Here is a 19,478-nt window from a genome sequence, read left to right as displayed (position 1 = left end):
CCCTGCGGGGGAGGGCGCCAGGACCGCGGCGGCGCGGCTCTAGGCTCGCCTCATGGATGACGCACATCGCACGCGGGCGGGTCGCGAGGGCGACGCGCGACCGGGCGGTTCGCGGGCCGGCGGTTCGCGAACTAGCGCCCGCTGGCGCGACGTCCTGCGGGCGGCGGCGCGAGCCTGCGCGATGTTCCTGCTGGCCATGCTGGTCGTCATCGTGATCGACACGAGCGTGCAGGCCATCCAGCAGGCCCCGTCGCTCGGCGTCAGCCCGGTGCACGCGTTCACCACCCTGGCCATCACCCTGACCGCGGTCGTGGGACTCGTCGGGGGCGCACTGACCGTCGCCGTCGCGGCCGTGGCGGTCGGGCCGGCATGGCTCGTCGCGAGCGCCCTGCGCCGGGTGGGTTCGACGGGCGTGCAGCTCACGGTCTGGACCGTCTTCGGCGCCCTCACCGGACTGCTCGTCGTGGGGCTCTCCGCACTCGTGACCGACGACGGCCCGCCCACGCTCCCGGAGACAGTGGTCGTCGTGATCGTCGCCGCAGCCTCGGTCGACTACGGCTGGTGGCGCGTTTCCCGATCGAGGCGCCGCCCCCTGGACGACGAGGGCGTCGAACGCGCGGAGTGAGGGGTACGGGCTCGCCCGTGCGGACGACCGCCGGAGGACTCCGGGGTCGGAGGCACGATGGCGGAGCAGGCAGCGCGGGCCAGCGTGTCCGGTTCGCGCAGATCACGCGGGCGATGTCGGGGGTCGACGGTAGCGTGACCGTCGATGCCGTCGTCGGGTCGATGGCATCCGGATGCCGAAGGGGGCGACGATGACGTCACGCACAGCTCTGATCGTGCGCGGGGGGTGGGAGGGCCACCATCCCATCGAGGCGACCGACATGTTCGTGCCGTTCTTGCGCGACAACGACTTCGACGTGCGCATCGAGGACGGACCGGGCGTCTACGCCGACGACGATCTCATGCGGGGCGTCGACCTCGTCGTGCAGTCCGTGACGATGAGCGAGGCCGATCGCGAGAGCATCCAGGGCCTGCGGCGCGCGGTGGCCGCCGGAACCGGACTCGCCGGATGGCACGGCGGCATCGTCGACTCGTACCGCCACGACGCGGACTACCTGCAGTTGGTGGGCGGCCAGTTCGCCGCCCACCCGTCCAAGGATCCGGGCGATCGCATCGGAGACGGGACCGACGTGTTCCTCGACCACCGCATCGAGCTCACCGACCTCGGCCGCACGCACCAGATCATGAGCGGGATCGTCGACTTCTCGCTCACGACGGAGCAGTACTGGGTGCTGCACGACGATCTGAACGACGTACTCGCCACCACCACCCACCCGGTTCGCGTCGACGAGCCGTGGCACCGACCGATCGTCTCTCCCGCCGTGTGGACGCGGGCCTGGGGCGAGGGACGGGTGTTCGTCGCGACCCCCGGCCATGACCCCTCGGTGCTGGCCGACGACAACGTGCGCACCATCATCGAGAGGGGGCTGCTGTGGGCGAGCCGACGAGCATCGGTCTGATCGGCCTCGGGGTCATCAGCGAGCAGTACCTCGACACGCTGCGCGAACACCCCGCCGTGCGCATCGCCGCGGTCGCCGATCTGCGGGCGGAACGCGCCGCCGAGGTGGCGGCGTCGCTCGACCACGCGCGGGCGCTGAGCGTCGACGCGCTGCTCGCCGCCGACGACATCGACGTGGTCGTGAACCTCACGATCCCGGCCGCGCACGCCGACATCGCCCGCGCGGCGATCGCCGCCGGCAAACGCGTGTTCGGAGAGAAGCCTCTCGCGACGACCCTTGACGACGCGAAACAGATCGTGGCGGATGCCGAAGCGGCCGGCGTCGAGATCGGCAGCGCGCCCGACACGGTGCTCGGAACCGGGATCCAAACGGCGCGCGCAGCGGTCGAGAGCGGCCTGATCGGCACGCCCACCGCCGCCACGGCGACGTGGGTGTCGGCGGGCCATGAGCACTGGCATCCGAATCCCGACTTCTACTACCGCGAGGGCGGCGGGCCGCTGTTCGACATGGGGCCGTACTACCTGACCTCGCTGGTGCACCTGCTGGGGCCCGTCGTCTCCGTCACCGGCGACGTCTCACGCGGACGCAGCGAACGCGTCATCGGATCGGGGCCCCGCGCGGGCGAGAGCATCGCGGTCGAGGTCGACACGCACGTCACCGGAACGCTCCGGCACACCACCGGCGCGCTGTCGACGGTGACCTTCAGCTTCGACGCGGCCGGGTCCACGGCGAGCCCGATCGAGGTGCACGGTGAGGCCGGTTCGTTGGCGGTGCCGGATCCGAACAACTTCGACGGGGTCGTACGGCACCTGGCGCCGGGCGCCCACGACTGGGTCGAGCTGCCGCCGACCGCCGGGTACGTTGCCGCGGGGCGCGGGATCGGCGTGATCGACATGGTGTGCGGAGGCGCCGAGCCCGACGGCTCGGCGGGTTGTGGCGCGTCCTCGCCCGGGCGCGCGAGTGGGGCGATGGCGCTGCACGTGACCGAGATCATGACGGCACTGCCGCTGTCCGCGAGGGAAGGGCGACGCATCGTGCTCGAGACCACGGCTCTGGTGCCACCGCTCGTTCCGTTGACGCCGGTGGAGGTGTGGCGGGGCTTCCCCGCGCGCGGCGCGGCCGGGTAGCGAAGGCGCCCGCGGAACCCGTGGGCCTTCGCGAATCGCGCGGCGTGCGCGCGACATCTCTTCGCGCCGAGTGATGCCCCGCCACTCCTCCCCATCGGCCGAGTCCCGTCATCCATCCAGATCTCGCCGCAGACCTCGTCAGGGTGCCGAAGGCCCCCGCTAGCGTGCACACATGCAATCGCCGGCCTCGTCACCAGAACCCGATCACGGGGCTCCGGCTCTCGCGTCGGTGGTGACCGACGTGCTCGATCTGGATGCCGCGATGGCATCCGTCGAAGCCCGGCGGGTGCGCGCGTTGGCTCGAGCGGGGCGTCTCGCCATCATGGGACGCGCAGGGCGCCCGGCGTCGTCGCGGGAGGCCGATCTGGCCCTTCGAGAGGTGGCGTCCGAGATCGGGGCGGCCGAGCACCTGTCCGATCGCACCGTGCAGGCGCAGATCCGACATGCGATGCTGATCGCCGAGAGCTTTCCGGCGACGCTCGACGCCTGGCAGTCGGGTGCTCTGGCGCGAGCGCACGTCCACGTGATCACCGACATCGGCGCGACGCTGCCCGCGGAACGGCACCGGGAGTTCGACGCCCTCGCCGCCGCGGAGGCCGAGGGGCTCAGTCCCGGCCTGCTCCGGACGCGCCTGGCGGCACTGGCCGAGCAACTGCAGCCGACCACCCTCACCGAACGCCACCGCGCCGGTCGCGCGCGGCGGAACGTGCGGGTCGTCCGGGGCGACGACGGCATGTCCGATCTCATTGCGACGCTGCCGACGGTGCTCGCGGTCGGGATCTACGACCGGCTGATGCAGCAGAGCCGAGCACTCGTCGACGCTCGTGACGCGCGGCCCCCGGTCACCGCGACACGGGACAGCGGCGAGGCGAGCCGCGCGCCCGCCGGCGGCGCCCCCGTGAGTGGCCGGATGCCGCAGGCGCCACCCGCGCCCGACGTGCGCACGCCTGATCAGGTGCGGGCCGACCTCCTCGCCGACCTGCTCCTCACGGCAGCGCCCCTGTCCGACCCGACCCGCGACGACGACGGGCCGGGGACCCTCGGAGCCATCCGCGCCCGGGTGCAGGTCGTCGTTCCGGCCCTGACGATGCTCCACCCCGGCCGAGAGAACGCCGACCCCGCCGAGCTGGTGGGGCACGGTCCCATCGACGCCGCCACCGCTCGCCGGCTGGCCGAGTCGACCACACGTCCGTGGGACCGCGTGATCACCCACCCCATCACCGGGGCGGTGCTGCACGTCGACACCTATCAGCGCACGGCCGCCATCGACCGTTACCTGAGGGCGAGAGACCGCCACTGCCGCTGGCCCGGGTGCACCGCTCCCGCGATCCGGTGCGAAGTCGACCACACGCACGATCACGCTCTGGGTGGCCGTACCGAGACGGGCAACCTCGCCCATCTGTGTCAGCGTCACCACACCCAGAAGCAGTTCACCGCCTGGAGGGTGCGGCAGCGTGAGGGCGGTGTGCTCGAATGGACCTCGCCCACCGGGCGGACGTACGTCGACGAGCCCCTCCCCTACCCGCCCGCCGTGGCTTTCGTTCCCGGCCCTCGACGCGGCGCGCCACCCCCACACGCTGCGCCGAGACCGAGCGAAGAGAGCCCCGGGGACGGGTGAACACCCGGGGGATCGGTGCGCCCGCGCGAGCGTGTTCGCCTGCACCACCGGGGCGATCCTGAGCGCCGGGGCCGGGATGTCGATCGTCCCGACCCCGCCGCTCAGACGGTGGCCTCTCCGGGGCGCTCCTCGTCGGCGCCGCCCGCATCCGCGCGCAGTTCGTCGGCGAGGTGGCGGGCGCCGCGCACGGCGATGGCGACGCTCGTCAGGGTCGGGTTCATCGTGTTGGCGGTCGGGATCAGACCGTTGCCGCCGACGATGAGGTTGTCGAAGCCCCACACGCGGGAGTACGGGTCGGCGACAGACGTGGCCTCGTCGGTGCCGGCGCGCATCGTGCCCATGTAGTGCAGGCTCGAGCCGTTGGGGAGCAGGCGGGGTTCCGCGATGAACGTGCCCAGCGCCGAGCCGGCGCGGCGGAGGCGCTGCGTGGCCTCGGCGATCTCGGCTTCCTCGCGTTCGGTGAGGGCGTACTCGATCGTGAAGTTGGGCAGACCGCGGTAGTCGAGCTCGTCGTCGCTGAAGATGGCGCCGTCTTCGACGCGGGGGAACTTGCGCACGCCGAAGCCCATGTTGACGTATCCCCAACGGTTGCCCGCCTGGGGGTGGGCCGGGTCGAGGGGGAAGGGAGGGTTCTCGGCGTACATGATCTGCGCCGAGTACGGGTGGGCAGGCTCCGAGAAGGGGATGCGGTTCACCGCGGCGACCGGGTCGGCGGGGTTCGTGGCGCGGCGGGCGAGTTCCGCCTCGAGCTCGTCGTCCGAGACGAGGGCGCTCATGCGCTCCTGGTCGAGGGACACGGTGCTGATGACCACGTGGTGCTCGGTGAGGTAGCGGCCCAGCGGCGCGGGACGGATGCCCGAGGCCCACAGCAGCTGCGGCGAGCGGAAGGCGTCGGCGGCGACGATCACGGCATCCGCGTCGACGAAGGATTCCTCCCGGGTGCGGAGGTTCTCGACGACGAGTCCGCGCACGTGGGTGCCGTCGTGCTCGATGCGACGCACGAGGGTGAGATCGCGCAGGTCGAAGCGGGCGGCGGTGTCGGTTCCCGGCTCGATCAGGGGTCCGAGCACCATGTCGGCGCCGGCCCAGCGCATGGAGCCGTCGGGCTGCGGGTCGCCGGCGACGGGGAGGGTGCTGACGCCGTAGCCCTCGGGCAGTTCGGCGGCGAACTCCCGGTCGAGCAGGGTGCGGATGGCCGCGCCGACGGGCGAGTCCGAGAAGGCGGCGCTCTGGTGGTGCAGGAGGCCCTCGGCGGTGCTGATGAGGTCTTCCCACTCGTCGTCGGCGATGAAGTCGAGCTTTTCGCTGAAGGCGGGGCGCGGGATCGCGCAGGTCCAGTGCGAGCCCTGGCCGCCGACGTTCGTGGCCGCGGCCGCGGCGGGGAAGGTCGGCGCGTGCGCCGAGCCCTCGCCGCCGAAGTCGAGCAGGTGGGTGCCCTGGCGGGCGGTGAACATGCCCTCGACGACGGCGCCGGCAGGCAGGCCCAGCGACTCGCGGAAGTCCCCGGCCTGCGGGCCCTGCGAGCGCTCGCGGGCGCGGGCCTTCTCGTCGGGGTCGACGATGTTGCGCACGCTCTCGCCCGGGCGTTCGGTGACCTGCGGGCCGGCCTCGAACATGATCACGCGGGCGGTGGGGAGGTTCTCGAGCAGGACGCGGGCGTAGGCGGCACCGATGGGCCCGCTGCCGACGACGGCGATGGTGGGGGTGTCGGACATGTTCTCTCCTTCGAGACGGGCGGGGATCAGACGGGTTGGCGGGCGGCGGCGGGGGCCGCCGAGGTGGGCGTCTCATCCGACAGACGTCCCGGGGGAAGCAGCAGCGCGATGACGATGCCGCAGGCGTAGACGACCGCGAGGCCGAGGAAGACGGGGGCGAAGACGTCGTGGTAGATCGCGGCGACCTGGTCCTGCAGGTCGGCGGGCGCGGCGCGGACCGCCGCGGGGGTCAGGGTGTTGGCATCCACCCCCGAGGGGAGGTTCGCCGCGACGCCGAAGCCGACCACGCCCCCGATGACCGCGGTGCCGACGGCTGAGCCGACCTGGCGCACGATGTTGGTCGTGGCGGTGACGGCGCCGAGGTCGTCGCGCCGCGCGGCGCTCTGGACGACGGCGAAGATGAGGTTCATGAAGGCGCCGGTCCCGATGCCGACGGTCGCCATGACGATCATCGGAACCCACAGCGGCGCTCCCACGGGGAGCGCGGCCATGACGCCGAGGCCGGCGGCTCCGAGCGCGGTGCCGATGACCGGGTAGGCGCGGTAGCGGCCGGAGCGGCTCACGAGCCATCCGGTGAGCAGGTTGCTGACGAGCATGCCGAGCACGGTCGCGATGGGGACGAGACCCGACACGGTTGCCGTCGTGCGGTACGCCATCTGGATGTACGTGGGCACGTACGCGACGACCGCGAACAGCCCGGCGCCGATGATGAGCGAGAGGCCGAGGCAGGCCAGGATCGTGCGGTTGCGCAGGATCCGGGGCGGCAGGATCGGCTCGGCCGCGCGCCGCTCGATCGCGACGAGGGCCAGGATGCCGACGACCGCCGCGACCGCGCAGATGATCGCCGCGGGGCGCAGGCCTTCGTCGCCGATCCAGGTCACGGCCAGCACGAGCGCGAGCAGCGAGCCGGTGAACACGACGGAGCCGGGGATGTCGAAACGCGGGTGGGCGCCGCCGGGAAGGCGCGGGAGGGCGATCAGGGCGAGGGCGAGGGCGACGAGACCGACGGGGATGTTGATCCAGAACACCCACGACCATCCCCAGTAGTCGGTGATCAGACCGCCGACGACGGGCCCGACGACGATCGCGACGGGGAAGGCCGCCCCGATGACGGCCATGTAGCGGGGGCGCTGCCGCGGGCTGGTGACGCGGGCGACGATCGTCTGCGACATCAGCTGGATGCCCGCCGAGCCGAGCCCCTGCAGGACGCGCGCGGCGATGAGCCAGCCCAGGTCGGGCGCGAAGCCGCAGATGAGCGAGGCGACGAGGAAGGTCACGATCGACACGAGGAACACGCGGCGCGGCCCGACGATGTCGCCGAGCTTGCCGAGCACGGGGAGCATGGCGGTCGCGGCCAGCGTGTAGCCGACCATGATCCAGCTCATGTGCTCCAGGGCGCCGAGGTCGCCGGCGATCGTGGCGAGCGAGGTCGAGACGACGGTGTGGTCGAGGGCGCCGAGGAACGACACCGTGAGCAGGGCCGCGACGAGGATGCGTACGCGGGCGGGAGAGAGAGTCATTCGCGGGGCGCCCGTACGACCGGGCGATCGACGCGACCGTATGTGCCGCTCCGGCTCCCTCACCGGGCGAACGGACCCGATGGGTCCCGACGTCTGTTCCACCATACCCGACTTATGTCGGTTTTCAACTTAATGAGAGACCCGAGAGGGTATCGTCGCCGCACCCGGCAGAGCCTGTCCCGACACCGCCTGTTGCCAGTTGACGCCAATCTCGGCGCCGATGACGAGGGCCGCGATCCGCAGCCGGAAGGACACGATGCCGGTCACCCCATCGACCTCCCCGGCCGAGAGGCACCGGCATCACGGCAGACGAGGGCCATCCTCTTCCCGCTGATGATCATGGTGAATCGGAGGATGAACTCCGTCGCCCGATGGACCGGGACGTGACCGCGGCGTTCAGGTCGCTTGCTTAGGAACACCCCGCGAACGCAACTTCGGGCCGAGTTCCGGCGGCGCACGTTGACGATACCTTCCGCAAGCCCGGGGTCTCCGGTACTAGCTCTGACGTTCCAGGGGGGACTATGAGAAAAAATCGTTGGATCTGCACTGCGGCGACCGCGACCGTCGCGGTCGTCATGTTCACAGGACTGCCCGCGGTCGCAAACGCTGAGGATGGGGAGGCGCCCGAGCCGTTGGATACGCTTCTGTCAGTGACGGAGGTGGCCGCCAGCACCGACGCTCCAGAGCGGGAAGTCCTCAATGACCTGGCTGACCCCAATGAGATCACAACGGGCAACGACGGCAGCCTGTCTCTCTACACAGAAGGCAGCACAACGGTCATTCCGGGCACGTCCGACGAACCGATCACAATCGGCAACGTAGCGATCGGGATGCCGGACACGAAGGCGACGGTGCAGGGCGAACGCATCGATGACGCGGTGATCAGCTTCGACGGCGCAGACGGTGTCACGACCGTTCCCGTTCTGAAGGATGACGGATCGGTTCAGGTCACAACGATTATCAACGACGAGTCTGCCCCGACGCACTACGACTACGACCTGACCCTTCCCGATGGGACCACCCTCACGCTCGACAACGAATCTGGTGTCGTCATCGCCATGGACGAAGAAGAGCTCGTCATCGGCATTGCGCCTGCATGGGCGGTCGACGCGAACGGCCGCGCAGTTGCCACGCACTACGAGATCCACGGGTCAACGCTTCGGCAGATCGTCGATCACACCGTCGACACGGTCGCATATCCTGTCGTGGCCGACCCCTGGATGGGACAGCAACTGTTCAGCAGGGTCGAGTACGCGAACTGGGAACGCGGCGCTTGGAATATCAAGCTGGTGACATCCGGCTGGGGCAGATCTATTCAAATCGGCGTCCTCGGATGGGGGCAGGGACAGCTCATCCTCAACGGCGCAGGGTGGAACGAGGCCGTCGGACGGGTGCGGATATTGAGCAGCAGAGCGACCTACTACCAGCAGTACCAGTGCCACGTTCTGGGCGCCTACACTCCGGCCAGCGGCGGGCCCTCCTGGGACCTCGAAGGCTTCCGCGCCAACCGACCATGGTGGCGCACAGACGGGGGCGCATACCCCTCGAAGTGCAACTGGTAGTGACCCGAATCATGACGAGGCGCGTCGTGCTGATCGTGAGCGGAGCTATTGCTGCTGCCGCGATCAGCGCGATGCTCGCCATCGCACTCTTCGTGATCCTGACACGCGACACTCGTCAGGACATCGACCTCGGGAGCTTTGATTACGCCAGCGTCGATGATCCCGCCCTGCACGGCTACACGGACGCGACGGAGGAATTATGTCGCGACGTTGACGGGTGCATCCAGGGCTACCGCGCGGACCACGCCAGGTACCGGAAGTTCACGACCACGGACGCCGGCGCCGCTTTCGCGACGTCGGCAGCGGACACGTATCGGTCGAATTGGATCGTGATCGAGTACACCGACGACCACCTCACCGAAGCGGACCGAGACAGCATCGAGGGGTACATCGACACACTCAACACATCCGATTAAGCGTCGTCGATGACGAATACAACCCGAGCGACACCGACCACCGTCAATCGTCACCATAGAGCAGGCGGTCGTCAGTGCCTCCGCCGCCCGCAGGCCCCCTCGCCGCCGTCTGCTCGCTCGTCGGGTTCGGCTCCTTATTCAGCGACCGGACCGTCGACCGGCTGGACGACCCGACGTGGCGTACTCCACGCGGGGCATCAGCGCCTCGGCGACGGAGACCTCGGTCGTCGTCATCGAGACGTGGATCTCGCGGGGCACCCGCGGCGTGGCGCCCCGCGGGCGTCTGGCGGCACCGGGGCGGCGCACGGCGTTTTCAGGGTGCTCAACGGGGCGGCACACGGCGCGAGAAGACGCCGCCCGATCGAGAGACGGGGTGCTCATCGCGACCGCGCCCGCGACCGCGCCCGCGCGACGGGCGGCGCCGCCACGCGCGGGCCGACGACGTTGACGACCTCGCCGACGCCCTCGATGACCAGGCGCACCTCGTCGCCCGGTTCGAGCGGACGGGGATCGAGCGCCCCGCGACGCCCCCAGAGCTCGCCGAGGCATCCGCCGCCTCCCACCGTTCCCGAGCCGAGCACGTCACCGGGGACGACGACAGAGTTGCGCGCCGCGTAGGCCACGAGCTCGGGGAAGGGCCACCCCATGTTCGACACGAGGTCGTGCCCGACGAGCTCCCCGTTGACGAACAGCTCCGCGCGGACGGCGAGGAATCCGTCGGCGTCGAGGTACGGCTCCAGCTCGTCGGCCGTGACGATCCAAGGCCCGAGCGTCATCGCGAAGTCCTTGCCCTTCGCGGGTCCCAGGCGCACCTTCATCTCGCGCGACTGCAAGTCTCGCGCCGACCAGTCGTTCATGACGGTGTAGCCGAAGATGTGGGAGGCGGCTGTCGCGGCATCCACGTTCTCACCGGTGGAGCCGGGCGCTGCACCGATGACGACGGCGAGTTCGAGCTCCACGTCGAGGCGCTGCGTCTCGGGGATCGCCACGACGTCGCCCGTCGCGCGGACGGTGTGCGGATTGGTGAAGTAGAACGTCGGGGCCTCGTACCACTCGGGCACGACCTCGCTCTTTCCGTCGACCGAGGCGCTCACGCCCTCGACGTGCTCCTCGAAAGCCACGAAGTCGCGGATCGACGCCGGCACCAACGGGGCGAGCAGGCGCACCTCGGCCAGGGGGCGCGCGGTGTCGGTGTCACGCCGGGCGAACAGCGCCGGGAGCGCGCTCAGACCCTGAGCGAGCACCTCGGCGACCCGCAGGCCGTCGGGAAACGGGACGACGGTGTCGGCGTCGATGAAACCCTCCCCGACATCGGCGCCGTCGGCCCAGCGCGCGATCCTCACGCGTGCACCCGGGTGCGCAGCAGGTCGGCGGCGTTCTCACCCAGGACGGCGCGGACGGCCTCGTCGGGCAGTCCCGCCCCGCGCACGAACGCGACGGGCTCGTCGAGACCCATGTCGAAGGGGAAGTCGCTGCCGAGGAGCACGCGGTCGGCCCCCGCCACCTCGACGAGCCAGCGCAGCGCCCGCTCGTCGTGCACGACGGTGTCGAACCAGATCCGCGAGAGGTACGTCGACGGCGCGTGCGCGCAGCCGTGCGCCTCGGGGCGCACCCGCCACGCGCGGTCGGAGCGCCCGATCGCGGTGGGGAGATACCCCCCGCCGTGCGCGGCGACGAGTCGGAGTCCCGGATGCCGATCCAGCACGCCCGCGAAGATCAGGTGCGACAGCGCGACGGCGTTCTCGGTCGGCTGCCCGACGGTGTTGGAGAGGTAGAAGCGGTCGAGGCGCTCGTCGAGCGAGCAGCCGAACGGGTGCAGGAACACCACGGCCCGCAGTTCCGCCGCCCGCGCCCAGAAAGGCTCCAGACGCGGGTCGCTGAGCTCCACGTCGCCCGCGAACGACGAGATCTCCACACCCGCGAGACCGCGACCGAGCACGGCGTCGTCGAGTGCGTCGACGACGAGGTGCGGGTGCTGCAGCGGCACGACGCCGAGGCCGACGAGGCGGTCGGGGGCGGCGCCGACGTGCTCGGCGATCAGGCGGTTCGCCTCACCGCTCGCCCAGGTCGCGAGACCCTCGTTCGCCCACGGGTAGAAGTGGTTCGGCGAGGGGCTGACCCACTGCCGGTCGACGCCCTGCGCGTCCATCGCGGCCAGGCGGGCGCCCACGTCGGTGAGGCGCGGGAAGCGCTCGCCGATCATGCGACCCGAGGCCTGCAGGCTCTCGACGCCGTTGCGACGCCGCTCGAGGTCGGCCGCGGCCTGCACCTCGTCGGGCACGCGGCGCTCGACCTCGGCGTGCAGGCCGGGCATGAGCAGGTGCGCGTGGACGTCGGTGATCTCGCCGTTCGCGGCGCCGTCGCTCGCGAGGCTCACGAACGGGCCGCCGTGAGCTGCGCGACACCGAACATCAGACCGCCCATGTCGGCGTCGCGGACGCCGTCGAGCTGCCACTGCCCGAGCTGCACCGAGGCGTCGACGATGGCCTTGGCCCGTTCGACGCGGCGGGCGTGGAACTCGTCCCACAGCGCCTGGTCGACGGCATCCCGGTTCACGAGGAGCTCGCTCAGCACGGCCGCGTCTTCGAGGCCCTGGGCGGCGCCCTGGGCGATCGTGGGAGGGCAGCTGTGCGCGGCGTCGCCGATGACGACGGCGCGACCGCGGTTCCACGGCGCCTCGACGAGGTGGCGAGTGAACCACGTGTAGTTGGCGTCGGCGCCGGCCTCGATGTCGGCGCGGATGTGGTTCCACGGGCCGTCGTACGCGCGGGACTGCTCGACCATGATGCGGCGGGCCTCTTCGGGCGTGGCGCCGGAGCGGTCTTGAGCCGCCTCGACGAGGAAGGCGTACATCGTGTCGTCGCCGGTGGGGGTGTACCCGGCGATGTACATCGGTCCGCCGTAGTACAGCTCGCTGCGGTCGACGTCGGGCGGGAGCGACACGAAGGTGCGCCAGATGCCCATGCCGGTCTGCTCGGGCGCGACGTGGATGCCGATCATCTCGCGCACCGCGGAGTGCAGGCCGTCGGCCCCGACGAGCAGGTCGAACGTGCCCGCGGGCTCGCCGTCGACCTCGATCGCGACGCCGTCGTCGGTCTGCGAGACGCGTGTCACGCGCTGACCGAAGTGCACGCGCGCCCCGTTCTTCTCGGCCGCGGACAGCAGGATGCGGGCGAGGTCGGGGCGCGACATGCCCATCGTGGAGGGGTAGTCGGGACCACCGGTCTTCAGGTCGGGGAGGGCGGCGACGACGGGGGCGCCGGGGCCGGGGGCGCGCAGGTTGAGGCCCTCGAACGCCTTTCCGGCTGCGGCGATCTCGTCCCACACGCCGAGCTCGTCGAAGACGCGCAGGGCGTTGCCCTGCAGCGTGATGCCCGATCCGCGCGTGGACAGCGCGGGCTGGGCGTCGTAGAGGTCGACCTCGACGCCGGCCTTGCTGAGGAAGATGGCGGTGGCCAGGCCTGCGACGCCGGCTCCGGCGATCGCGACTTTCTGAACGGCGGTCATGTCAGAACCTCTCTGTTCTGGGACGGGGTGGGGGATTACAGCAGGGCGACGGGGTTCACGGGCGACCCGACGGCCCCGGTGATGGGCAGCGGCGGCGCCGAGAGCAGGAACTCCCAGCGTCCCGCGGAGGCGCAGTGTCCGGCGAGCGCGTCGAGGTTCCACATCTCGCCGATCGTCAGGCCCATGTTCGGGATGACGACCTGGTGCAGCGGCTGGAACGCCGGCACGTCGAACTCGTTCGGTCGCACCTCGAAGCCCCAGGTGTCGGTCGCGATCGCGGCGATCTCGGTGCGGTGCAGCCAGCCGGCGGTGGTGAGCGAGAGCCCGGGGGCGGGGCCACCGGCGTAGTCGCCCCAGCCGTCACGACGGGCGCGCGTGTAGTGGCCGGTGCGCACGAGCACGATGTCGCCGCGACCGATCCGCACCCCCTCGGCCGCCGCGCACGCGTCGAGGTCGTCGGCGGTGATGGCGTGACCGTCGGCGAGCTCGCCGGTCTCGGGCGCGAGGTGGCGGCCGAGGTCGAGCAGCACACCGCGCGAGACGATGACGTCGGCCGCGTGCTCGATTCCGGTGACCAGGTCGCCGTCGCTGGTGACGACGTCGCCCGCGCGGCGGCCGTTCCATGCGAAGCCGTGGTCGAAGATGTGGCCGAGGCCGTCCCACTGGGTCGAGCACTGCAGGGGCATCGAGATGACGTCGTCGGCTCCGCCGATGCCGTGGGGGAAGCCCTGCTTACCGCGCTCGGCGTCGGTTCCCGTGTCGGTCATCGTGTGCACCGGATTGGTGCGTCGGCGCCAGCCCTTCTGCGGGCCGTCGGTGTCGAAGGGTTGCGACAGCGAGATCGAGACGCCGTCGCGCACCAGTGCGGCGGCCGCCCGGCGTTTCTCGGCGTCGATGAAGTTCAGGGTGCCGAGCACGTCGTCGTCGCCCCACCGCCCCCAATTGCGGTAGGCCTCGGCGCGCGCCGCGATCTCGGACTCGGGGTTCCGGCGGTCGAGGTCGGCCGGGTTCTCGGACGGCGTCATTCCGCGTCCTCCGCCACGCACCGCACGACCTGGGTGCCGAGCGCGCCGATGGTTCCCGTCATCACGTCGCCGTCGCGCAGGAAGCGCTTCCAGTGCTGTCCGTTGCCGGCGGGGCTGCCGGTCAGCAGCAGGTCGCCGGGCAGGAGCGGGTGGGTCTGCGACGCCGCCGAGACGAGCGCCGGCACGTCGAACAGCAGGTCGGACGTCGAGGCATCCTGCATCACCTGACCGTTCAGTTCGAGGCGCACGGGGGTGTCGGCGGGATCGACGAAGTGCGCGGGGACCAGCAGCGGGCCCGTCGGCAGGAACCCGGGCGCGTTCTTCGCCCGGTACCAATCGGTGCCGATCTCTTTCATGTCCTTGCGGAACACGAGGTCGCGCGTGGTCACGTCGTTCACGATCGTGTACCCGGCGACGTGGTCGAGGGCGTCTTCGCGCGAGACGCGGAACGCCTCGCGACCGATGACGACGGCCAGTTCCAGCTCCCAGTCGTGCACCTCGCTGTACGCGGGCAGCACGAGGGGCACGTCGTCACCGACGACGCAGGCGGTCAGGCCGATGAAGAAGTACGGCTCGCCGCTGCGGGCGCGCTCGTCCATCATGTCGGCGGCGAACGCGCGGGCCTCGTCGGGCGTGCGGTCGGTGTTCTGCGTCAGGCCGGCGGCCACGAGTTCGATGACGTGCTCGCGGTAGTTGGCGCCGGTCTGCAGCACCTGCCGCGGCTCGACGGGGGCGGTGAGGGTGACGTCGGTGATCGGTCGCCACTCCCCCGGCGCGTCCGCGAGGGCGGCGATGCGGTCCCAGTCGGGGTCGGCGAGGAAGACGTTCAGACCGCCGCCCAGCACGTCTGCGTCGAGCGGGCGGATGCGGTCGCCGGCCACGAGGCCGACGCGCACGGCATCCCCGTCGCGATAGCGGGCGAGTGCGTAAGGTGCGGTCGTCATGTCATTCTCACTTTCCCCGACCGGGATCGTCGGTCAGCCCCGGCCCTGCTGGGCGTAGGGGTTCAGCAGTGCGTCCTTGATCTCGTCGGGCACACCCTCTTCGGTGGCGCTGGGGCCGTCGGCGGGCGGGAACGACTCGGTCATCGACATCGGCATGGCGCCGTTGCGGTACATGTTGTTCGAGCCGAGCGAGGGCTTCCAGGTGTTGGCCTCCCAGTCGGGCACGTAGTTGCGGTAGCCGCCCGTGTTCAGCTCGATACGCAGGCTCGACGGCTCGCGGTAGTAGAGGAACGTCTGCTCGCCGATGCCGTGGATGTTCGGACCGTATTCGATCGGCACGCCGTTCTCCATGAGCGTGTCGGCGGCGATGAGGAGCTCTTCGCGGGTGTCGACCCAGAAGGCGTAGTGGTTCACGCGACCGGCACGGCTCGATCCGTCGAGCACGACGCCGAGGTCGTGCGACTTCTCGTTCGTGGTGAGCACCGAGAACACCGAGATGGGCGCCTCGTCGAGCACGGTGCGCGCCATGAAGCGGAAGCCGAGCGTGTCGACGTACCACTGCACGAACGCGTCGACGTCCTTGGCCGCGACCGTGACGTGGTCGAGCTGACGCGGGGCACCGGCGATCGGGCTGCGCTTCTGGGGACGGTCGGGGTAGATCGAGGCGGTGTGCGGCTCGGCACGGTGACGCTCGACGTCCCAGTGCAGGGTCATGTTGTGCCCCTGCGGACCGGTGAAGCGGAACGCGCGCCCGATGCCGCGTCCCTCGAACCACTCGCCCTCGATGCCCGCGGCCTGCACGCGCTTCGCGGCCTCTTCGAGCGCCTCGGCCGACGAGGTGCGCCAGGCCATGGTCTCGAGAGCCGGCTCGTCGCCCTGGGCGACGACGACGGAGTAGGCGTAGTAGTCGCCCCAGCAGCGGAGGTACACACGGCCGTCTTCGCGGGCGACCTCGGTCAGCCCCACCTGGTTGACGTAGAAGTCCACCGAGGCCTCGACATCAGGAGTCGTGATCGCGACGAACGACAGATGAGAGAGAAGCTTGATCATCTTCGATCCTTTCGGTGAATCGGGTCGTTCCGACTCTTCTTCCACTATCCGACCGAAGTCGGTATCAGGGAACCCGATTCTGTGGATGCCGGACATCGGCCTGACTGATCAGCCCGTCGCGAGAACGTCGTCGTGTCGCAGGTCGTCGAGATCGGCGAGGACCGCCCCGGTGGCGACCGCCTCGATCACCCGACGGAGCCCCAACCGCTCGGCCGATTCCCGCCGCGACGAGACGATCCTGCGTCCTCGTTCGTCGTCGTGGGCGACCTGCGTCGTCATCGTCGCGGCATCCACCCGCACCTCGACCCTCCGCTGGCCCAGCGCGAGCGCCGTCACCGCGCCACCCGCCCCCGACGGACCACCGCGACCCCCGCCCGCGACCGCGCGGGTGACGCTCGCACCCGACGCGGCGCCGCGGAGCGCGAGGGTGGCGGCGAGCGGGGTCACCGCGCGGGCCACGACCTCGAGCGGGCCCCCGCCCAGCACCCGCGCCCACCCGACGGCGTCGCGAAGAAGGGTGGCGGCATCGGCCGGCGGCCCCCACGCGTCGACGGTGACGTGCAGCGGGGCGAGGGGCGGTTCCGCATCGGCCGCCACGTCGGCGCGCAGACGTCGACGCACCACCACGACGGGCACGGGCAGCTCGCGCAGTGCACGGTGTACCGCCTCGGATGCCGGACGGGGCTCATCGAGCACGATCCCGGCCGCATCACGGGCGTCGGACACGCGGTCCCACCACGCTCCTCGACCGTCGATCACGCGTACGGGACCCGACTCGGTCGGATCGGCGAGCCGGGCACGCGGCGCCAGCTCGGCGATGGCCGCCCGGTAGGCGGGAAGATCGGTCGAGACGGCGACGGCGGTCATGACGCGCTCCCGGCGGGTGCGGGTGCGGGGAGGGTCGGGCCGGCGCTCGGGGCGGCGCTCTGGTCGAGGCTCGGGGCCGTGCTCGGGCCGGCGCTCGGGGCGGGCGCGACGACCGAGCCCGGGGCGCCCCCGCCTCGGATCACCGCCGCGGCCGCGTCGGCGACGGCGAGCACGAAGGCCGCGTCGGCGCGGAGCTCGTCGTACTCCATGGCTGTGTCGCCGCGGAGCAGAGCCGCGAGGGCCCCCCATTCGGCGTCGTAGCCGTCGCGCCGGTCGAGGGGATACACGGTCTCGACACCGCGTGCGTCGCGCACCGCGATGCGGGCACTCCCCGCGTGCACGAAGGGCGGCGGGAAGTCGACGTCGATGCGGTCACCGGCCGTCGCGATGCTCACGCGCCAGAGCGAATCCGCCCCCTCGGGAACCATCAGCACGGTGAAGCGCACCACCGCATCGGCCGAGCGGAGCCCGAGATCGAAGCCGATCGGCGCGATCGGGCGCGCCCACGCCACCTCGGTGGCATCCGGAACGAGGTCGCGCACGAGGGGCAGGTCGTGCACGGCGAGTCCGACGATGAGCTGGCGCACGATCGCGGCGCTCTGCGCGGGGTCGGACAGATCCAGCGGGGGCCTCGCCGATCCGGGCGGGGCGGGCAGCGGCTCGCCCATGACGAGCGCGTGATAGCGGTCGTTGGGCGAGAGGCACAGGGTGACGGTGACCGCCGCGATGCGCCGGTCGATGGCATCCAGGTAGTGAGTCGCACGTACCCACGCGGGGTCGAACAGGTGGTTCGTGCCGACGACGAGCAGGGCGCCCGCCGCGGCGCAGGCGGCGACGATCTGCTCCGCCTCGGCGAGGGAGGTCGCCAGGGGTTTCTCGCAGAAGAGGGCGCGGCGACCGGCGGCCAGGCTCGCCCGCACGTGCGCGGCGTGCTGCGCGGGCGGGCTGCAGATGGCCACGACGTCGACGTCGGGATCGGCCAGCAGGGCGTCGAGACCCGACGAGGAGCGGGCGCCGAACCGCTCGGCGATCGCCGCCGCCCGGCCGCTGCCCGCGTCGCTGACGTGGACGAGCCGGAAGTCACCGGCCGTGCGCGCCAGGGTCGGGGCGTGCAGCGCGGCGACCCCCGGCCCCGCCCCGATGATGCCTACGCCCCACGCCATGTCCGCTCCCTCGCGTCCACTTCAGCACAAAAAACGCTGAAGTCAGAGACTAATGAACCATAGATGGGGCCAAACCGGCAGTCGCGGGGTGGGCTTGTGTGAAGATCAACGCATGGCCAACGTGTCCACCCTCCGCTTCGGCGCGCAGACCGATGAGGTCACGAGCCTGCTGCGCATCGTCAACATGGTCCGCCTCGGTGAAGCCGTCACCCGGCCCGAGATCGGTCGCGTCACCGGACTCGGCCGCGGCGTCGTCGCGCAGCGCGTCGACCGCGCCGTCGAGATGGGCTTCCTCGAAGACGCCGAGTACGCCCCGTCCTCGGGCGGCCGCGCTCCCCGCACCCTGCGCTTCCGCGCCGAGCGGGGCCGCATCGTCGTGTGCGCCCTCGGCGGGCTCCACATCCACGTGGGAGTGACCGACCTCGACGGCGAGATCATCGACGAGGCGCACCGCGTCTGGGACATCGCCCGCGGCCCCGACGAGACGCTCGCCACCGCCACCGCCATGGTCGACGAGTTGCTCGCCGGCGACGACGGCTCCCCCGTCTGGGCCCTCGTGGTGGGTCTACCCGGACCCGTCGACTTCGAGACCGGACGCCCCGTGGCCCCGCCGATCATGCCCGGCTGGAACGGCTTCGACGTGCGCGGCGCCTTCGAGCAGCGCTACGACGCCCCCGTGTGGGTCGACAACGACGTCAACCTGCTGGCCGCCGGCGAACGCGCACGGCGCCGCGACGAGGGCGTCGACCTCATCTACTGCAAGGTGGGCACCGGCATCGGCGCGGGGCTCGTGTCGCACGGGCGTCTGCACCGCGGCGCCAACGGCGCGGCCGGCGACGTCGGCCACGTGCGCGTGCCCGGCGCCGAGCAGACCTGCCGCTGCGGCAAGACCGGGTGCCTCGAGGCCGTGGCCGGCGGGTGGGCGCTCGTGCGCGACGCCCGCGCCGCGATCGCGGGGGGCGCCACCGGCGCTCTGGCCGCGATCTCGGCATCCGGCAAAGACCTCGCCCCCGAAGACATCGCCCTCTCGGCCGAGCGGGGTGATGCCCTCGCCATCTCGCTCGTGCAGGCCGGGGCGCGTCAGATCGGCGAGGCCGTGGCCGCCCTGGTCAACATGTTCAACCCGAGCGTCATCGTGATGGGGGGTGCTCTCGCCTCGGCCGGCGAGCTCTTCCTCGCCGAGGTGCGCCACCGCGTCTACGAGCTCTCGCTGCCGCTGGCGACGCGCGACCTGACGATCAAGGTGAGTGAGAACGACAGCCGCGAGCCGCTCCGCGGGGGCGTCGATCTCGCGCAGGAGCAGCTGTTCGAGATCAGCCTTCCCCGGTGGTTCGGCGAGGGACGCCCGACGGTCGCCGCGGTGCACGGCACGGTCGACTAACTTCTTCCTTTTTTCGACATTAGTCGTTAGGTTGTGAGCGGAAGCGCGCCACGGGGTGCG

General features: G+C 71.3%; 18 protein-coding genes. 7 read left to right on the top strand and 11 right to left on the bottom strand.

What is annotated here, in order from left to right; genetic code table 11:
• Window positions 1–52: 52 nt before the first annotated feature.
• The 4 genes from IFR11_RS10320 (at window position 53) to IFR11_RS10305 (ending at window position 4,268) form a co-directional block, all read left to right on the top strand.
• On the top strand, window positions 53–625 hold the full coding sequence (locus IFR11_RS10320) for a hypothetical protein (RefSeq protein WP_156459328.1): 573 nt from the start codon (window positions 53–55) through the stop codon (window positions 623–625).
• 190 nt (window positions 626–815) lie between these two features.
• The gene (locus IFR11_RS10315; RefSeq protein ID WP_191916100.1) at window positions 816–1,523 is read left to right on the top strand and encodes a ThuA domain-containing protein; all 708 of its coding nucleotides are present in this window, start codon (window positions 816–818) and stop codon (window positions 1,521–1,523) included.
• Window positions 1,496–2,650, top strand: coding sequence for a Gfo/Idh/MocA family protein (locus IFR11_RS10310; protein WP_191916099.1), 1,155 nt, complete (start codon window positions 1,496–1,498; stop codon window positions 2,648–2,650). Before IFR11_RS10315 ends, IFR11_RS10310 begins: the two co-directional genes overlap by 28 nt.
• A 172-nt stretch (window positions 2,651–2,822) precedes the next feature.
• Entirely contained in the window at window positions 2,823–4,268 is a 1,446-nt protein-coding gene (locus IFR11_RS10305; protein ID WP_191916098.1) for an HNH endonuclease, read from the top strand.
• A gap of 101 nt (window positions 4,269–4,369) precedes the next feature.
• Here the strand turns inward: IFR11_RS10305 and IFR11_RS10300 are convergent, their stop codons facing one another.
• The 3 genes from IFR11_RS10300 to IFR11_RS10290 form a co-directional block, all read right to left on the bottom strand.
• Entirely contained in the window at window positions 4,370–5,983 is a 1,614-nt protein-coding gene (locus IFR11_RS10300) for a GMC oxidoreductase (protein WP_191916097.1), read from the bottom strand.
• Window positions 5,984–6,009: 26 nt separating this feature from the next.
• Window positions 6,010–7,503: an MDR family MFS transporter gene (locus IFR11_RS10295; protein ID WP_191916096.1), complete on the bottom strand. Its 1,494-nt coding sequence runs from the start codon at window positions 7,501–7,503 to the stop codon at window positions 6,010–6,012.
• Between the two features lie 129 nt (window positions 7,504–7,632).
• Entirely contained in the window at window positions 7,633–7,770 is a 138-nt protein-coding gene (locus IFR11_RS10290) for a hypothetical protein (RefSeq protein ID WP_191916095.1), read from the bottom strand.
• Window positions 7,771–8,024: 254 nt separating this feature from the next.
• On the opposite strand from IFR11_RS10290, the gene IFR11_RS10285 reads away from it, so the two are divergent.
• Together IFR11_RS10285 and IFR11_RS10280 are read left to right on the top strand one after the other, a co-directional pair.
• The gene (locus tag IFR11_RS10285) at window positions 8,025–9,065 is read left to right on the top strand and encodes a hypothetical protein (RefSeq protein ID WP_191916094.1); all 1,041 of its coding nucleotides are present in this window, start codon (window positions 8,025–8,027) and stop codon (window positions 9,063–9,065) included.
• 26 nt (window positions 9,066–9,091) lie between these two features.
• Window positions 9,092–9,481, top strand: coding sequence for a hypothetical protein (locus IFR11_RS10280; protein ID WP_191916093.1), 390 nt, complete (start codon window positions 9,092–9,094; stop codon window positions 9,479–9,481).
• 377 nt (window positions 9,482–9,858) lie between these two features.
• Here IFR11_RS10280 and IFR11_RS10275 read toward each other — a convergent pair whose 3' ends face one another.
• The 8 genes from IFR11_RS10275 to IFR11_RS10240 form a co-directional block, all read right to left on the bottom strand.
• Complete coding sequence (locus IFR11_RS10275) at window positions 9,859–10,824, bottom strand: fumarylacetoacetate hydrolase family protein (RefSeq protein WP_191916092.1); 966 nt, start codon at window positions 10,822–10,824, stop codon at window positions 9,859–9,861.
• The gene (locus IFR11_RS10270; protein WP_191916091.1) at window positions 10,821–11,858 is read right to left on the bottom strand and encodes an amidohydrolase family protein; all 1,038 of its coding nucleotides are present in this window, start codon (window positions 11,856–11,858) and stop codon (window positions 10,821–10,823) included. Before IFR11_RS10270 ends, IFR11_RS10275 begins: the two co-directional genes overlap by 4 nt.
• Window positions 11,855–12,988 carry an FAD-dependent monooxygenase gene (locus tag IFR11_RS10265; RefSeq protein WP_191916090.1) on the bottom strand — a complete coding sequence of 378 codons (1,134 nt, stop codon included), beginning with the start codon at window positions 12,986–12,988 and terminating at the stop codon, window positions 11,855–11,857. Before IFR11_RS10265 ends, IFR11_RS10270 begins: the two co-directional genes overlap by 4 nt.
• Before the next feature lie 35 nt (window positions 12,989–13,023).
• Complete coding sequence (locus IFR11_RS10260; RefSeq protein ID WP_191916089.1) at window positions 13,024–14,013, bottom strand: cyclase family protein; 990 nt, start codon at window positions 14,011–14,013, stop codon at window positions 13,024–13,026.
• On the bottom strand, window positions 14,010–14,957 hold the full coding sequence (locus IFR11_RS10255) for a fumarylacetoacetate hydrolase family protein (protein ID WP_070409008.1): 948 nt from the start codon (window positions 14,955–14,957) through the stop codon (window positions 14,010–14,012). The genes IFR11_RS10260 and IFR11_RS10255 overlap by 4 nt, the downstream gene beginning before the upstream one ends.
• A 33-nt stretch (window positions 14,958–14,990) precedes the next feature.
• A complete protein-coding gene (locus IFR11_RS10250) occupies window positions 14,991–16,007 on the bottom strand; it encodes a VOC family protein (RefSeq protein ID WP_191916088.1) in 1,017 nt (338 codons plus the stop codon).
• Window positions 16,008–16,115: 108 nt separating this feature from the next.
• On the bottom strand, window positions 16,116–16,874 hold the full coding sequence (locus tag IFR11_RS10245) for a hypothetical protein (protein ID WP_191916087.1): 759 nt from the start codon (window positions 16,872–16,874) through the stop codon (window positions 16,116–16,118).
• Window positions 16,871–18,037, bottom strand: a complete 1,167-nt coding sequence (locus tag IFR11_RS10240; protein ID WP_191916086.1) for a Gfo/Idh/MocA family protein — start codon at window positions 18,035–18,037, stop codon at window positions 16,871–16,873. Before IFR11_RS10240 ends, IFR11_RS10245 begins: the two co-directional genes overlap by 4 nt.
• Window positions 18,038–18,149: 112 nt before the next feature.
• Between IFR11_RS10240 and IFR11_RS10235 the strand changes: the two genes are divergently transcribed.
• Complete coding sequence (locus IFR11_RS10235; protein WP_055832589.1) at window positions 18,150–19,418, top strand: ROK family protein; 1,269 nt, start codon at window positions 18,150–18,152, stop codon at window positions 19,416–19,418.
• Window positions 19,419–19,478: the final 60 nt, after the last annotated feature.

Origin of the sequence: Microbacterium sp. CFBP 8801, from assembly GCF_014839455.1 — a bacterium.
GTDB lineage: Bacteria > Actinomycetota > Actinomycetes > Actinomycetales > Microbacteriaceae > Microbacterium.
The sequence above is the reverse complement of the archived record's forward strand: the minus strand, read 5'-3'. Positions and strand labels throughout refer to the sequence as shown.

What these genes read in the sequence shown, in the direction of transcription:
- IFR11_RS10235 (WP_055832589.1), top strand. Translation starts at nt 18,150, where the DNA reads ATGGCCAACGTGTCCACCCTCCGCTTCGGCGCGCAGACCGATGAGGTC.
- IFR11_RS10250 (WP_191916088.1), bottom strand. Translation starts at nt 16,007, where the DNA reads ATGATCAAGCTTCTCTCTCATCTGTCGTTCGTCGCGATCACGACTCCT.
- IFR11_RS10320 (WP_156459328.1), top strand. Translation starts at nt 53, where the DNA reads ATGGATGACGCACATCGCACGCGGGCGGGTCGCGAGGGCGACGCGCGA.
- IFR11_RS10265 (WP_191916090.1), bottom strand. Translation starts at nt 12,988, where the DNA reads ATGACCGCCGTTCAGAAAGTCGCGATCGCCGGAGCCGGCGTCGCAGGC.
- IFR11_RS10255 (WP_070409008.1), bottom strand. Translation starts at nt 14,957, where the DNA reads ATGACGACCGCACCTTACGCACTCGCCCGCTATCGCGACGGGGATGCC.
- IFR11_RS10315 (WP_191916100.1), top strand. Translation starts at nt 816, where the DNA reads ATGACGTCACGCACAGCTCTGATCGTGCGCGGGGGGTGGGAGGGCCAC.
- IFR11_RS10305 (WP_191916098.1), top strand. Translation starts at nt 2,823, where the DNA reads ATGCAATCGCCGGCCTCGTCACCAGAACCCGATCACGGGGCTCCGGCT.
- IFR11_RS10260 (WP_191916089.1), bottom strand. Translation starts at nt 14,013, where the DNA reads ATGACGCCGTCCGAGAACCCGGCCGACCTCGACCGCCGGAACCCCGAG.
- IFR11_RS10285 (WP_191916094.1), top strand. Translation starts at nt 8,025, where the DNA reads ATGAGAAAAAATCGTTGGATCTGCACTGCGGCGACCGCGACCGTCGCG.
- IFR11_RS10300 (WP_191916097.1), bottom strand. Translation starts at nt 5,983, where the DNA reads ATGTCCGACACCCCCACCATCGCCGTCGTCGGCAGCGGGCCCATCGGT.
- IFR11_RS10245 (WP_191916087.1), bottom strand. Translation starts at nt 16,874, where the DNA reads ATGACCGCCGTCGCCGTCTCGACCGATCTTCCCGCCTACCGGGCGGCC.
- IFR11_RS10240 (WP_191916086.1), bottom strand. Translation starts at nt 18,037, where the DNA reads ATGGCGTGGGGCGTAGGCATCATCGGGGCGGGGCCGGGGGTCGCCGCG.
- IFR11_RS10295 (WP_191916096.1), bottom strand. Translation starts at nt 7,503, where the DNA reads ATGACTCTCTCTCCCGCCCGCGTACGCATCCTCGTCGCGGCCCTGCTC.